Source organism: uncultured Pseudoalteromonas sp. (assembly GCF_963922945.1).
Classification (GTDB): Bacteria; Pseudomonadota; Gammaproteobacteria; order Enterobacterales; family Alteromonadaceae; genus Pseudoalteromonas.
Map to the genome: position 1 here is coordinate 23,880 of NZ_CAWUKC010000035.1, position 15,298 is coordinate 39,177.

13 protein-coding genes are annotated in these 15,298 nt (G+C 41.5%); 3 read left to right on the top strand and 10 right to left on the bottom strand.

The window, feature by feature from the left end; translation table 11 throughout:
• The 9 genes from bamA to rpsB all read right to left on the bottom strand — a co-directional run bounded on the left by bamA (position 1) and on the right by rpsB (position 10,043).
• Entirely contained in the window at positions 1-2,472 is a 2,472-nt protein-coding gene (bamA, locus tag AABI99_RS09435; RefSeq protein WP_338365470.1) for an outer membrane protein assembly factor BamA, read from the bottom strand.
• A gap of 102 nt (positions 2,473-2,574) precedes the next feature.
• On the bottom strand, positions 2,575-3,927 hold the full coding sequence (gene rseP, locus AABI99_RS09440) for a sigma E protease regulator RseP (protein WP_338365473.1): 1,353 nt from the start codon (positions 3,925-3,927) through the stop codon (positions 2,575-2,577).
• Between the two features lies 1 nt (position 3,928).
• A complete protein-coding gene (gene ispC, locus AABI99_RS09445; RefSeq protein ID WP_338365474.1) occupies positions 3,929-5,134 on the bottom strand; it encodes a 1-deoxy-D-xylulose-5-phosphate reductoisomerase in 1,206 nt (401 codons plus the stop codon).
• The gene (locus AABI99_RS09450; RefSeq protein ID WP_338365475.1) at positions 5,131-5,997 is read right to left on the bottom strand and encodes a phosphatidate cytidylyltransferase; all 867 of its coding nucleotides are present in this window, start codon (positions 5,995-5,997) and stop codon (positions 5,131-5,133) included. The genes ispC and AABI99_RS09450 overlap by 4 nt, the downstream gene beginning before the upstream one ends.
• A gap of 16 nt (positions 5,998-6,013) precedes the next feature.
• Complete coding sequence (locus tag AABI99_RS09455; protein ID WP_338365476.1) at positions 6,014-6,796, bottom strand: isoprenyl transferase; 783 nt, start codon at positions 6,794-6,796, stop codon at positions 6,014-6,016.
• An 81-nt stretch (positions 6,797-6,877) separates the two neighbouring features.
• Entirely contained in the window at positions 6,878-7,435 is a 558-nt protein-coding gene (frr, locus tag AABI99_RS09460; protein WP_338365480.1) for a ribosome recycling factor, read from the bottom strand.
• Positions 7,436-7,448: 13 nt separating this feature from the next.
• Positions 7,449-8,198 (bottom strand): UMP kinase, encoded by a 750-nt coding sequence (gene pyrH, locus AABI99_RS09465; protein ID WP_338365482.1) that lies wholly within the window; start codon positions 8,196-8,198, stop codon positions 7,449-7,451.
• Between the two features lie 159 nt (positions 8,199-8,357).
• Positions 8,358-9,209, bottom strand: a complete 852-nt coding sequence (gene tsf, locus AABI99_RS09470; protein ID WP_338365483.1) for a translation elongation factor Ts — start codon at positions 9,207-9,209, stop codon at positions 8,358-8,360.
• Between the two features lie 105 nt (positions 9,210-9,314).
• On the bottom strand, positions 9,315-10,043 hold the full coding sequence (gene rpsB / locus AABI99_RS09475; RefSeq protein WP_338365484.1) for a 30S ribosomal protein S2: 729 nt from the start codon (positions 10,041-10,043) through the stop codon (positions 9,315-9,317).
• A 270-nt stretch (positions 10,044-10,313) separates the two neighbouring features.
• Here rpsB and map point away from each other — a divergent pair, with 270 nt between their 5' ends.
• The 3 genes from map to dapD all read left to right on the top strand — a co-directional run bounded on the left by map (position 10,314) and on the right by dapD (position 14,624).
• Entirely contained in the window at positions 10,314-11,099 is a 786-nt protein-coding gene (gene map, locus AABI99_RS09480; protein ID WP_004586917.1) for a type I methionyl aminopeptidase, read from the top strand.
• 69 nt (positions 11,100-11,168) lie between these two features.
• Entirely contained in the window at positions 11,169-13,787 is a 2,619-nt protein-coding gene (glnD, locus tag AABI99_RS09485) for a [protein-PII] uridylyltransferase (RefSeq protein WP_338365485.1), read from the top strand.
• A 9-nt stretch (positions 13,788-13,796) separates the two neighbouring features.
• Positions 13,797-14,624 (top strand): 2,3,4,5-tetrahydropyridine-2,6-dicarboxylate N-succinyltransferase, encoded by an 828-nt coding sequence (gene dapD, locus AABI99_RS09490; RefSeq protein WP_064386073.1) that lies wholly within the window; start codon positions 13,797-13,799, stop codon positions 14,622-14,624.
• Positions 14,625-14,787: 163 nt separating this feature from the next.
• Here dapD and AABI99_RS09495 read toward each other — a convergent pair whose 3' ends face one another.
• Positions 14,788-15,183 (bottom strand): hypothetical protein, encoded by a 396-nt coding sequence (locus AABI99_RS09495; protein ID WP_338365487.1) that lies wholly within the window; start codon positions 15,181-15,183, stop codon positions 14,788-14,790.
• Positions 15,184-15,298 lie beyond the last annotated feature (115 nt).

Genomic DNA, 15,298 nt, shown 5'->3' on the forward strand with positions numbered 1-15,298 from the left:
TTAGAAAGTGTTACTAATATTAAAGCTGATGGTCTTTGTATCGTCATCTTCTTCTTTTTGCAATGGATACGCAAAACTAATCAGCATTGGACCCATCGGAGAGATCCATTGTAAAGATAGACCGGTTGATACCCTAAAACGCATTGGATCAGAGTAATCATCTAACTTAGCTCGCTCATCTGGTGCTAAGTTTTGGAAACGGTCAACGTTAAATTCAGTATCCCATACGTTAGCAGCATCCACAAAGAAACTGGTACGCACAGAACTCGTGTTTTCTTCATCTAAGAACGGTGTAGGTACAATTAACTCCATACCTGCTACTGCTTTTGCGTTACCACCAATACGCCCTTGTGGCACTAAAATATCAAACTCTTCTGCACCGCCAATGTTACCGGTAGTAGACCCATCAGCACCCGGCGTACCAGGAATAGATGAAGGGATACGTGATACAGCACGAGGCAGTATAGTATTACGGTCAAAGCCACGTAGTTCCATTTCAGTTATACGGAAGTACTCTTGGAACGGCAGTGTTTGTTCATAGCCATTAGTCGACCCATAGCCATTACCGTAACCAAGCGCTGCACGCGTTGAGAACACCCAACGATGGTCATTAGAAATAGGCCAGTAAAAACGCGAATCGTAGTTCAGTTTAAAGTACTGAAGGTCTGAATTAGGCGTTGTGGCTGTTAAATTTAATGTTTGGCGCGAACCCGCTGTTGGGAATAAACCACGGTTAACGGTAATACGCGACCAGCCAATGCTTAGCTCATATTTAGTAAAGTCAAAACCAGCATCTGGATTTTCTTCATCTAAGAAGGTTTCACGAAGTACGCGTGTTTGCTCGTACTCTGCAATTTCTGATAACTCTTCTTTGACCCAACGCACACCAAAGTTAACACGGTTTATCGCATCAATTGGAAAACCAACGTTGGTACCAATGCCGTAACTTGTAGACTTATAATCTACTAAGCTAAATTTACTCGCATCATAGTTATTGTAAAAAATACTGCTACCTTGCGATACGCCATCGGGCGTGAAGTAAGGGTCGGTATACGATAAACTAATGCTTTCTGAACCTGTAGAGGTATTTAGGTTTAAGCCAATTTGATTACCCGTACCTAAAAAGTTAGATTCGGTTACACCAATATTAAACTGAAGCCCTGCATATGAACCATACGCTAAGCCCGCGTTAAAGCTACCAGCAGATTGCTCTTTTACTGTAAAATCAACGTCTACTTGGTCATCGACACCCGGCACAGGTACTACGTTAAAATCAACACTTTCCATGTAAGGTAAACGTTGAATTTGCAGTTTAGAGCGCTCAAGGTTCTGATTCGATAACCATGCACCTTCAAGTTGTGTCATTTCACGGCGAAGTACTTCATCTGCGGTATTTTGATTACCACCAACAATAATACGACGCACGTACACACGCTTACCTGGATTTACCGACAATGTAAGCTGCACTTCTTGCTTTTCATCATCAATTTCAGGAATGGTACGTACTTCTGCATTGGCATAGCCAAAGCGCGCTAAGTAACTTTTTATAAACTCTTCAGATGAAGTGACTACTGAGCCGTTATAAAGCTCGCCGGCGCGAAGTGGAATAACGCTTTTAATTAGCTCTTCTCGACCAAGTAGATCACCAATAAAGTCAAACCCTTTAACTGTGTACTTAACACCTTCCGTTAGGTTAGCTGTTACATACACAGACTCACGCTCAGGACTGACAGATACTTGTGTAGAGTCGATATTAAAGCGTAAGTAACCGCGGTCTAAATAAAAGCTACGAATTTTTTCCAAATCGCCTTCAATGGTTTGTTTTTGGTAACGATCGCTACCCATAAACTGCCACCACGGTAAATCCTGCTGTGACTCTGCAAGCTTTAAAAGTTCTTCATTAGAAAATAATTCGTTACCCACTAAGTTAATTTGACGAATAGAGGCCGCTTCACCTTCATCAAATTCAAGCTTAAGTTTTACACGGTTACGCGGCAACTTAGTTACGCTAATATCAACCGTGGCGTTGTATTTACCAATACTGTGGAAAAACTCAACTAAGCCTTTTTCGATGTTATCGATAACGGTCTTATCAAGAGGCTCACCTTGGCGAATATCTTGCTGATCGAGTGATTCGTTAAGCTGCTCGTCTTTTATATCTTTATTGCCTTCAAACTCAATAAAGCTAATAGTGGGACGCTCAGTAACCTTAAAAATAACGTTATTACCATCGCGTAACGCTTTGATGTTATCAAAGTGACCTGAACGATAAAGTGACTTTATTGTTTTTGAAATCGTATAGTCATCTACGTTATCGCCTACATTGATAGGTACATGCGTTAGTGCTGCACCGAGTGCGACACGTTGCAAGCCTTCAATTTTTAAATCTTCAACAATAAAGGAGTTTTGGCCCAGGGCTGCAAAGCTTGCACCCAATAAACTTGAAACTGCCAAATGTTTTTTTATAGCCATTTTATTATCTTTATCCTTTACAACTGTATTACCGCTTAACATCAAATCTAATAAAGAGTGATGCTTACAATCGTGTTCTAATTAGTAACTGTCACGCTGTAGCTACAAACGCGATACATCATTGAACAAAGCGAAGCATGTTAAAAAGATGAGCAGTAATGCGCCCACTTTAAAACCAAATTCTTGTGTCTTTTCAGAGACCGGCTTTTTACGGAAAAGTTCAATTATGTAATACATTAAGTGTCCACCATCAAGCACTGGCAGAGGTAATAAATTAAATACACCCAAGTTAACACTTATTAGTGCTAAAAAGCTTAAAAATGCAACTAACCCATAGCTTACGCTAGTTCCTGCACCCACTGCAATGCCTACCGGACCACTTAAGTTTTTAACCGAAACCTGACCTGTAATTAAATTACCAATCATATCAAAGCTTAGCGTGATAAGGCGCCATGTCTCTTGAGTACCACGCACTATACTATCAAGCGGGCCAAAGCTACGGGTTTCAACGTAGCCTTCTGGCCAAGGTTCTACAACGGGTGCAACCCCTAAAAAGCCTTGCTCAATACCCTGCTCATTAATACGCGATTTAGGCGTTACTGTTACGCTATTTATACTATCTTGCCTTTTTACACTAAATTGTAAAGATTTGTTAGCCGATTGCGTAATAAGATTAACTAATTGCTGCCAATCGCTTATTGTTTCACCATTTACAGCGATAATCGTATCGTTAACCTGTAAATTTGCCAGTTCTGCAGCCGAGTTTTTAGTAATAGCAGCAATAGTTAATGTAGCTTGCGGCCTAAAAGGGACAATACCCAGTGAGCTAAGTGGTGGCACATCTTGTTGATCAAGCTTCCACCCCTCTACATTGAGTACTTTTGTTTGTTCTTGATAGTTTTGATTGCGCACAACCACAGGCACATTTTGTTCACCTAAGCTCGACATAAGTGCAAAGGTTGCATCTTGCCAGGTGGTAATTTCATCATCGCCAATTTTAATAATCTGCTCAGAAGGCATAATGCCTGCCTGCTCAGCCCTACTTCCTTCTGTAATATTGCCAACCACAGGCTTTACAGATTGCACGCCCACCATGTACATAGTCGCAAGAGCGACAATGGCGAATAAAAAGTTAGCCAGCGGGCCTGCAGCGACAATCGCAATACGAGCCTGAACCGATTTAGCGTTAAATGATAAATGGCGCTCGCTTTGTGGTACATCATCGACTCGCTCATCAAGCATTTTAACGTAACCACCGAGCGGTATGGCCGCGATAACGTATTCGGTGTTGTATTTATCATGCCACTTTAAAAGCGGCTTTCCAAAACCAATTGAAAAGCGCAGTACTTTAACACCCATTTTTCGCGCAACCCAAAAGTGTCCATACTCATGGATGGCAACTAAAATACCCAGCGCTAAAATAAATGAGCCAAGGTTCCAAAAAAAATCTAACATATTAATAAATCACTTTTGTTATTAGCTGCGCTGCACGTTCACGGGCTAATTTGTCACACTCTAAAATTTCATCTAGACTTTGTACGTCGGTAAACGCGGCATCGTCGAGTGTTTGAGCATTAATTTTATAAATATCTGTAAACCCTATTTTGCCACCTAAAAAGGCCGCAACGGCTATTTCGTTTGCAGCATTGACTGTCGTGGTTGCGCCTTGTCCTGCACTACACGCATCAATAGCAAGTTGTAAGTTGGGGTAACGCGCAAAGTCTGGCTTTGTAAACGAAAAATCACAAATATCAGCAAAATTCAGTGGTTTTACACCAGCATCGATTCGTTCTGGGTATGCAAGTGCATGCGCTATTGGTGTACGCATATCAGGGTTACCCATTTGCGCTAAAATAGATCCATCATGGTACTGCACCATTGAATGAATAATACTTTGCGGATGGATCACCACATCTATATCACTGGCATCACAATTAAACAGCCACTTAGCCTCAATAAATTCAAGACCTTTGTTCATCATGGTGGCTGAATCAACCGATATTTTTTGCCCCATAGACCAGTTAGGATGAGCGACGGCTTCGCCCACTGTTACATCTTTTAACGTGTTTATGTCGCGATTTAAAAACGGCCCACCAGAACCAGTAAGCAGTATTTTACTCACACCGTTATCTTGCAGGTTTTTATCGCTTTGTGCATTTTGTAATGAGTGAGGTAAACACTGAAAAATAGCGTTATGTTCGCTATCAATAGGGAGTAATGTGGCTTTATGCTGTTTTACTTTATCTATAAACAACTGACCAGACATCACAAGCGATTCTTTATTGGCAAGTAGTACTTTTTTACCCGCTTCTACAGCACTGAGTGTAGGCAGTAAACCGGCAGCACCAACAATAGCCGACATCACAGTATCCACATCAGGGTGAGCACATAAATCGCTCATAGCTTGCACTGAGTGCATAACTTGAGTTTGGCATGAAGTATTAGTTAAATAATCGCTAAGCGCTTCTGCGCCTGCTTGTGTCGCCATCACTGCATATAGTGGGTTGTGCTCAATACACAGCTCAGCCATTTTTTTAGCATTTTGCCCTGCAGTGAGTGCAAACACATTAAATAAATCTTTATTTCGCGCTACTACATCCAGTGTACTTAACCCAATTGAACCCGTAGCGCCTAAGATAACAAGGTGTTGCTGCTGGCTCATAAACTCAAGGTCCATGCATAACACATTACAAATATGGGGGCTGCAGCCGTTAAGCTATCGATTCTGTCTAAAATACCACCGTGACCAGGTAAACAGCGTCCGCTATCTTTTAAGCCAGCTTCTCGTTTAAACATACTTTCTAGTAAATCACCAACAGCTGAAAACAGGGCTATAAAAGCAGTCATAAGTGCGTAAATAGGCCAAACTGCAAAATCTACTCCGGTAAAGTGACAAAAAGCTAAAACAAATATAATTGATGCAACCACACCACCGGCTAAGCCCTCAATGGTTTTATTAGGGCTAACTTTAGGCATTAACTTATGCTTACCAAAACTTTTTCCGGTGAAGTAGGCCCCGATGTCAGCACTCCACACGATACCTAATACCACTAAAATCAGTACCGAACCAAAGTGTGTTGATTCTGCGTATTGAGCACTGCGTAAAGTATTGAGCGCCAGCCACAAAGGTATTAAAGTTAACAGCCCAGCAATACCGCGCATGACTAAACCTTCGTTCCACGCTTTTGCCATGGCTGGGTAACGCCAAACTAAATAACTAGCTACAATCCACCACGCAAATGAGAGCGTAAATAAATAATTTGCATCGCCAACTAATTGCCCCTCTTTCCACAAAGCCTCAATAGGCCAGTGTAAATTTAATAGTGCTAGTAAGGCGGCAATTAACGCGACAAATGCGCCGCGTTTTAATTTTGTACATAGTCCCATAAAAGCAGACCACTCCCACGCACCAAGCAATACAATAATAGCGGCAAAATAACTAAACATTGTTAGTGGCGTATAAAAAACCAAGGCTAGCGCTAACGGCGCTAATACAACCGAAGTTAAAATTCGTTGTTTTAACAAAATAATGACCCTTATTCTATTTAGGTTGAGCGAGTAATTGTTTTATTTGTTCGCCCGTACAACCAAAACGTCGCTCTCTGGCAACGTAACACGCGATGGCTTCAGCAAAAGCAGCTTCATTAAAATCAGGCCAAAGCGTATCGGTAAAGTAAAGTTCTGCGTAAGCAGCTTGCCATAGTAAAAAGTTACTAATACGAACATCACCACCAGTACGAATTAATAAATCCAGCTCTGCTTGGTCTGACATGCTCATATGCTGTGCTAAGCGCTCTTCTGTAACATCCTCTGCCTTGAGTTGTCCGTCTGCAACTTGCTGTGCGAGTTGCTTTGCTGCATTTGCCATATCCCATCTACCACCATAATTGGCAGCCACATTTAAATGCAACCCGGTGTTATCTGCTGTTAGCTTATGCGCAGCATCTACTTTGCTACGTAAACTCTCAGAGAATCGTGATAAGTCTCCAATAATGGTCAGTTTTACATTGTTTTTATGAAGCTTTTTAACTTCCTTTGTTAAAACAAACAAAAAAAGCTCCATTAAAGTGTTTACTTCGTCTTCAGGGCGGCGCCAGTTTTCACTACTAAAAGCAAATAGGGTTAATGATTGTATGCCTAATTTAGTACAAAACTGTACAGATTGACGAACTGCATCTACGCCTTTTTTATGCCCGAACACACGAGGTCTATTTCTAGCTTGCGCCCAACGCCCGTTACCATCCATGATGATGGCAACATGTTTAGGTAAACATTGCTGTGAAATTGTATCAGCGTCTAGAACCATAAATATTGAGTATTCCATAAAAAAACGCCGCCTAGTATACCCTAGACGGCGTTTCAAAACTAATATATTTCATAACCCGCATTGAGGTTATAAAGCGGTTTAGATTTCCATCAATTCAGCTTCTTTGGCAGTCAGTTGCGTATCCATCTCTTTGATGAATTTATCTGTCAGCTTTTGAATTGTATCTTCTGCTTGGCGCGCTTCATCTTCAGATATTTCTTTATCTTTTAATAATGATTTTACATCGCCATTTGCATCACGACGGATGTTACGTACAGCTACTCGGCCGCTTTCTACTTCACCACGTACAATTTTGATTAAATCTTTACGGCGTTCCTCTGTAAGCGGAGGAAGAGGTACACGAATCACTGTACCTGCAGACATAGGGTTTAGACCTAAGTCAGACGCCATAATCGCTTTTTCTACTGCTTGCGCTAAAGACTTGTCAAATACACCAATAGCAAGTGTACGAGAGTCTTCGATGGTCACGTTAGCAACTTGGTTAAGCGGCGTGTCTGCACCATAGTACGATACCATGATACCGTCTAAAATTGCTGGGTGAGCACGACCGGTACGGATTTTTGATAGTTGACTACCTAGTGCTGCTACACTTTTTTGCATGCGCTCTTGCGCATCTTTTTGAATATCGTTAATCACGGTTTAATCCTAATTATTTGATTTGTTCAACTGAGGCTTGTGAAGAGATAAGCGTGCCTTCTTCTTCACCCATAATTACGCGTTTTAATGCGCCTGATTTATTCATGTTAAATACGCTCAACGGCATATTATGATCGCGAGCGAGTGTAAACGCCGCTAAATCCATTACTTTTAATTCTTTATCAATAATTTCATTGTAGCTTAAATGACGATAAAGAGTGGCGTCTGGGTTTTTAACCGGGTCATCGCTGAATACACCATCAACTTTAGTGGCTTTAATTACTGTGTCAGCTTCAATTTCAATACCGCGTAAACACGCAGCAGAATCAGTAGTAAAGAACGGGTTGCCCGTACCTGCCGAAAAAATAACGACACGGCCAGATTTTAATAAGCTAATTGCTTCAGCCCAATTATATGCATCACATACACCATTAAGCGGAATTGCCGACATTAAACGACAATTAACAAATGCACGGTGTAGCGCATCACGCATTGCAAGGCCGTTCATTACCGTTGCAAGCATACCCATGTGGTCACCAACTACGCGGTTCATGCCAGCCTCTGCTAGTGAACCGCCACGTAAAAAGTTACCACCACCGATAACTAATCCCACTTCTACGTCAAGTTCTACCAGCTCCTTTATCTCTTGAGCCATACGATCTAGTACTTTAGGGTCGATGCCGAAGCCTTCGTCTCCCATTAAAGCTTCACCACTTAATTTGAGAAGAACACGTCTAAAAATAGGTTTACGATTGATAGTCATAATATTGGGGCCAACTTTTTATTAAATTATGGGTAAAAAATAACCGCGCTTATGATGAACATAAAAGCGCGGTTATTTTAAAGAATTTCTAAGCGTGACGCAAAAGCAAATAGTACTTTAATGGCATCTAATTTCCTTATGCATCACAAATAGTTAATCTTACTCGCCTTTTGCAGCTGCAATTTGAGCAGCAACTTCAGCAGCAAAATCTTCTTCTTTCTTCTCGATACCTGCACCAACTTCCATACGTACAAAGCCAGTAACTGTCGCGTTTTTCTCTTTAAGAATTTCGCCAACAGATTTTTTAGGTTCCATGATGAAAGCTTGACCAGTAAGAGAAACCTCACCAGTAAATTTCTTCATGCGACCAACAACCATTTTCTCAGCGATTTCAGCAGGCTTGCCTTCGTTCATCGCGATGTCGATTTGTACTTGCTTTTCTTTTTCAACAACATCAGCAGGTACGTCATCTGGAGTTAGGTAATCTGGGTTTGAAGCAGCAACGTGCATTGCAACGTGCTTAAGTGTTTCTTCATCAGCAACACCTGCAACAACAACACCAATACGCTCACCGTGACGGTATTCAACTAGTTGTTCACCAGTGATGTACTGAAGACGACGCACATTGATGTTTTCACCAATTTTAGTTACTAGCTCAACACGGTCTTCTTCAAACTTAGCTTGTAAGTCTTCGATAGACGTAGTTTCAGCAATCGCAGAATCTGCAACTTTGTTAGCAAACGCTAAGAAGCTTGCATCTTTAGCTACGAAGTCAGTTTGACAGTTAACTTCTACAAGTACTGCAACACCTTCGCTTTTCTTGATGATGATAGTACCTTCAGCAGCAATGTTACCTGCTTTTTTAGCAGCCTTTGCAGCACCGCTCTTACGCATGTTTTCAATTGCTAACTCAATGTCACCATTAGTTTCGGTTAACGCTTTTTTACAATCCATCATGCCAGCGCCAGTACGCTCGCGTAATTCTTTAACTAGGGCAGTAGTTACAGCCATTAGTAAATCCTCAAATCTGAAATCAGGTATTAGATAAGCGGGTAAACCGCTCTACAAGAATAGCAAGTCTCCACCTTAAAAAGATGAAGACTTGATGACAGCTAATTACTCAGCTTCTACAAAGTCGTCTTTTTCAGCTTGAGCAACGATGTTGCTCTCACGACCTTCATTGATAGCAGCTGCAACAGAGCTAGTGTAAAGGTTGATTGCACGGATAGCATCATCGTTACCAGGTACGATGTAATCAACACCGTCTGGGTTAGAGTTAGTATCAACGATTGCAACAACTGGAATACCTAGGTTGTTTGCTTCACGGATAGCGATGTGCTCGTGGTCAGCATCGATAACGAAGATAGCGTCTGGAAGGCCACCCATGTTTTTGATACCGCCAAGGCTCTTTTCAAGCTTTTCCATTTCACGAGTAAGCATTAACGCTTCTTTCTTAGTTAACTTCTCGAAAGTACCGTCTTGGCTTTGAACTTCAAGGTCTTTAAGACGTTTGATAGACTGACGAACTGTTTTCCAGTTAGTTAACATACCACCTAACCAGCGGTGGTTAACGAAGTACTGGTCGCTTTGTAAAGCAGCTTCTTTAACTGCTTCGCTTGCTGCGCGCTTAGTACCAACGAAAAGAACTTTACCTTTGTTTGCAGCAGCACTTGATAAAAACTTAAGTGCATCGTTGAACATTGGTACAGTTTGCTCAAGGTTGATGATATGTACACGGTTACGAGCGCCGAAGATGAAAGGCTTCATCTTAGGGTTCCAGTAACGTGCTTGGTGACCAAAGTGAACACCAGCTTGAAGCATATCGCGCATTGAAACGTTTGCCATTTTGTAAATCCTCTATGTAGTTTAGGGTTAGGCCTCCACATATCCCATAGCACCAACACCGAAGTATCTAAACTTCAAATGCACCCAAGTGTATGTGACGATACGTGTGTGTGTTAAAATAAAATTGTGTTTGCCTTAAATACAAAAAATCATTTAAGAATTTATTTGTAAAAAGACGGCGCGCTTTATACCATATTAAAATTAAATACTCAACGTCGCGTGCAAAATTTGTGCGACGATAAATGTTAAAAATGCAACTTTGGAGCCTCAATGAGCGCTGTGATCAAGACCCCTGAAGAAATTGAAAAAATGCGTGTAGCCGGGCGTTTAGCGGCTGACGTACTTGAAATGATTGAACCACATGTAGTGCCGGGTGTGACTACTGATGAGCTAAATACAATTTGTCATGATTATATTGTCAATGTGCAAGATGCTATCCCTGCGCCACTTAATTATCACGGTTTTCCTAAGTCGGTATGCACCTCTGTAAACCATGTAATTTGTCACGGTATTCCAAATGACAAACCATTAAAAGATGGCGATAGCGTCAATATTGATGTAACCGTCATTAAAGACGGTTACCACGGTGACACATCTAAAATGTTTCATGTCGGTACGCCTAACATTCAAGGCAAGCGCCTTGCACAAGTAACACAAGAAAGCTTATACCTTGCCATTAAAATGGTTAAACCCGGTGTACGCTTGGGTGATATTGGCGAAGCAATTCAAAAATATGCAGAAAGCTTTAACTACTCTATTGTACGCGAATACTGCGGCCACGGCATTGGTAGCGAGTTTCATGAAGAGCCGCAAGTAATGCACTATGGTAAAGCAGGTACTGGCGAAACACTTAAAGCGGGTATGTGTTTAACAATAGAGCCTATGGTTAACGCTGGTAAACGCCAGTGTAAGCTTTTAAAAGATGAGTGGACCGTTGTAACACGTGACCGTAGCTTGTCTGCACAGTGGGAACACACTTTATTAGTGACTGAAAATGGTGTTGAAATTTTAACGCTGCGATCAGATGATACTATCGACAGGATTATCGAACACTAATAACAAAACCACAGCACTTAATGAACACAGCTTATTAAGTGTGAACGGTTCAATAAGGAGCCAGCCCACGTGGCATTACCCAACAAAGTAAAAAAGTTGCTCAGCGAGGCTGAGCAACTGAGCGATTATCGCGATTGTTCTAGCTATTTTTATAAGTGGTTACATAACCAATTTTCTAAGCAACCAGTTGGTAATTTAATTAATGCCCGGGCTGAATTTATAGACCGCCTGCTGATTAAACTGTTTCATGTTTACGATTTAGCTCACGAGCCTGATCTAGCCCTTATCGCGGTAGGTGGCTACGGCCGTGGCGAATTACACCCCTACTCCGATATTGACTTTTTATTACTTGTCACGCAGCCGCCAAGCGAACAAATATGCGAAAAAATTGGTCAATTTGTTACCATGCTGTGGGATCTGAATTTAGAGATAGGCCACAGTGTCCGAACCATTGAGCAAGCCATAGAACAAAAGCGCGAAGATGTGACCTTTGCCACCAGCTTGCTCGAAAGCCGGCTAATCTTTGGTAACCATATTGAGTTTGAGAAACTCAAAAAACACATTATAGAAACCCCAGTGTGGCGCTCAGGCGAATTTTTTGTGGCCAAAGTGCAAGAGCAAAACTTGCGTCACAAAAAGTGCCACGGTACAGCTTACAACTTAGAGCCAAACATAAAAGAAAACCCTGGGGGCCTGCGTGACCTTCAAACGATTATTTGGGTTGCTAAAAAGCACTTTAGAGCCGAAACCTTGCAAGAGCTAATTAACCACGGCTACCTAACACATGAGGAGTTTCAAGAGCTCTCGGAGTGCCTAGAAAACCTTTGGAATATTCGCTTTGCATTGCATTTAGCCGCTGGGCGCTCAGAAAACCGCTTACTGTTTGACCATCAACCCAACGCCGCAGAAATACTCGGGTTTGGAAGTGATGGTAAAGCCTCGGTTGAGCGTATGATGAAACGCTTATTTAGAATAATGAGCCGCGTACGCGAGCTTAACCAAATGCTGCTATCGTACTTTGAAGAAAGCATTATGCCAGAGAGTAGCGAAGCGCCAGTGGTTGAGCTTGACAAAGATTTTGAGCGCGTTGGGCATCAAATTAGGGTTAAAAACCCATCGGTCTTTTTTAGACGTGATCAACTTTTTGTTTTATTTGAACATATCGCCGATAACCCCGAAATTACCCATATTTATCCAAGTACTATTCGTACCATTAGGCAAGTGCGTAGGCGTTTATTAGGTGACTTACAAGATTATGCCGCATGTCGCGAGGCATTTATGCGCATTGTAAAACACCCTAACGGCATGGGCCGCGCATTCACGCTCATGCACAAACACGGGATGTTGGCCGCGTATTTACCGCAGTGGCGTAATATATTTGGGCAAATGCAATTTGACTTATTCCATGCCTATACAGTAGATGAGCACACCCACAAATTAATCAATAATATTTACCAGTATTTTGATAAATCTAAAGTGAGCGAATTTCCTATTTGTAGTGAAATAGTTACGCGCATGGACAAACCTGAGCTGCTCTATTTAGCAGGTATTTTTCACGATATTGCTAAAGGCCGTGGCGGTGATCACTCTGAGCTTGGTTCGGTTGATGCCATTGCCTTTTCTAAACTGCATGGCTTTCCATCATCAGACGGTAAGCTCATATCGTGGCTCGTTGGTAACCATTTACTTATGTCGGTTACCGCGCAACGTAAAGACATTAATGACCCAAGTGTTATTAAAGACTTTGCCTCACGAGTAAAAACAGAGCGCCAACTCGATTATTTATATTGTTTAACTGTTGCTGATATACGCGCCACCAACGACAATTTATGGAATGATTGGAAAAACACCCTACTACGCGAGCTATACCTGCACACACAACGTGCACTGCGTCTAGGGCTTGAAAACCCAATGGATCAACGCGACCAAATACGCGATAAAAAACATCAAGCCAAACAACGCCTACTTAATTTAGGCTACGCAGAAGAGCAAATTGACTTAATTTGGAGTCGCTTTAAAGCCAATTATTTTACTGCCTTTAGCGAGCAGCAAATATCATGGCAAAGCGAGCATTTACTTAAGTGTACAGATTTGAGCGCACCGAGCGTCATAGTGTCTGATAAAGCAATGCACGGTGGCACGCAAGTATTTGCGTACAGCCCATATTCAGGCCCCCTATTTGCCCGCTTAGTAAGCGTAATTGGCTCTAAAAAAGCGCAAATACAGCATGCACAGGTGCTTACAACTAAAGATGGCTACGCCCTATTTAACTTTGTTATACTTGAAGTGAGCGGCGACCCTATTGCAAGTAGTCGCGCACAATCAATTAAACGCGGTCTTGAGCAAGCACTCAACGAACCGCGTAAAAAAATACGCTTTAAAAAGAATCGTTCGCAACGATTTAAAGATTTTAATATTAAACCTAAAATTGTGCTGCGTCCTCACGCACGTAAAGATCGCAGCCTAATAGAAATTCAAGCTGTTGATATACCTGGTTTACTAACCAAAATTGCCGAAGTTTTCCAAGCGCATTTATTACACATTCACGCTGCCCGTATTACCACGGTAGGTGAACGTGCAGAGGATTTCTTTGTCGTATCAAATAACGAATATCAAGCGCTGACTGATGAAGAGCAAGCAAAAATTCATCAGGCATTACGTAAAAAATTCAACGCCGAAACAGAATAAGGACACACCATGTCAGACTTAAAAACCATGATCGAAAACGCCTGGGATAACCGTGATAGCATTAGCCCAAGCAGTGTATCAAGCGATGTTAAACAAGCGATTATTGACGCACTAGAGCTACTTGATAGCGGCGCTGCCCGTGTTGCAGAGAAGATATCAGGCGAATGGGTTGTTCACCAATGGCTTAAAAAAGCCGTATTACTATCGTTTCGTATTCGCGACAACCAACCAATGAACGACGGCGTAAACCAATTTTACGACAAAGTCCCGCTTAAATTTAGCGACTACACGCCAGAGCAATTTCAGCAAGGCGGCATGCGCGTAGTACCCAATGCGGTAGCCCGTAAAGGCAGCTTTGTAGGTAAAAACGTTGTACTTATGCCATCGTACGTAAACATTGGCGCATTTGTAGATGAAGGCACCATGGTAGATACATGGGCAACTGTTGGTTCATGCGCACAAATTGGTAAAAACGTACACTTATCGGGCGGCGTAGGCATAGGTGGCGTTTTAGAGCCGCTTCAAGCTAACCCAACCATCATTGAAGACAACTGTTTTATTGGCGCACGCTCTGAAATTGTTGAAGGCGTCGTAGTAGAAGAAGGTGCTGTAATTTCAATGGGTGTTTACATTAGCCAAAGCACCCGTATTTACGACCGCGAAACTGGTGAAATTCACTACGGCCGCGTACCAGCAGGCGCTGTAGTTGTGCCAGGCGCACTACCATCAAAAGATGGCACGCACAGCCTATACGCTGCAATCATTGTGAAAAAAGTAGATCAACAAACACGCGAAAAAGTAGGCATAAATGCCCTACTACGCTCGATTGATGATTAAAATAAGCTGTAAGCTGTAAGCTTTTAGTTGATTTGTGTCAAACGTAGGTTGGGTTGAGTGAAGCGAAACCCAACAACACATTAAAGCTTATTGCTTTAGCTAAACTTTAATTGTATATAGAAAGCTCTAGATCTTTGGTTTAGAGCTTTTTTTAATGTTCCTGTTATTTATAATTCTGTGAGTTTACAAACTGATTCAATTTCAAAATATCACTTTTTAACAATTCAATCTCGCTTGTAACATTATGCTGTGAATCGCTAGCAAACTGAATTTCTAATTTTTTTAATAAACTAAACATAAAATTAGTCAACGTCTCTAATTCATCTGTTATAAAAGCTATTTTAGGAGTTTTAACTCTATATAACTCACTTAATAGCATATTTATTTTGCAAAGGTTCCTTTTAAGCTCACCTAAATTCTTAACTAGCCCTTCTACATATAATACTTGAAAAGATCCTTCCTTAAGGCTCAAGCTTTCTAACCCATTGCGATGTATATCAAATAGGGTTAAGTGTTGCTCTACAAATTCAATATTTCTTTTCGAGATATTGCTGCTCATTACAGGTTGACCTTTTAAAGCTTCAATTTCTTCAATAACTTGATCTATTCTCTTTGTAAGTTGTAGTGGTCAACTAATTTTGGCCACAGTTTTAGAATCTTGGTATCTAACCTCA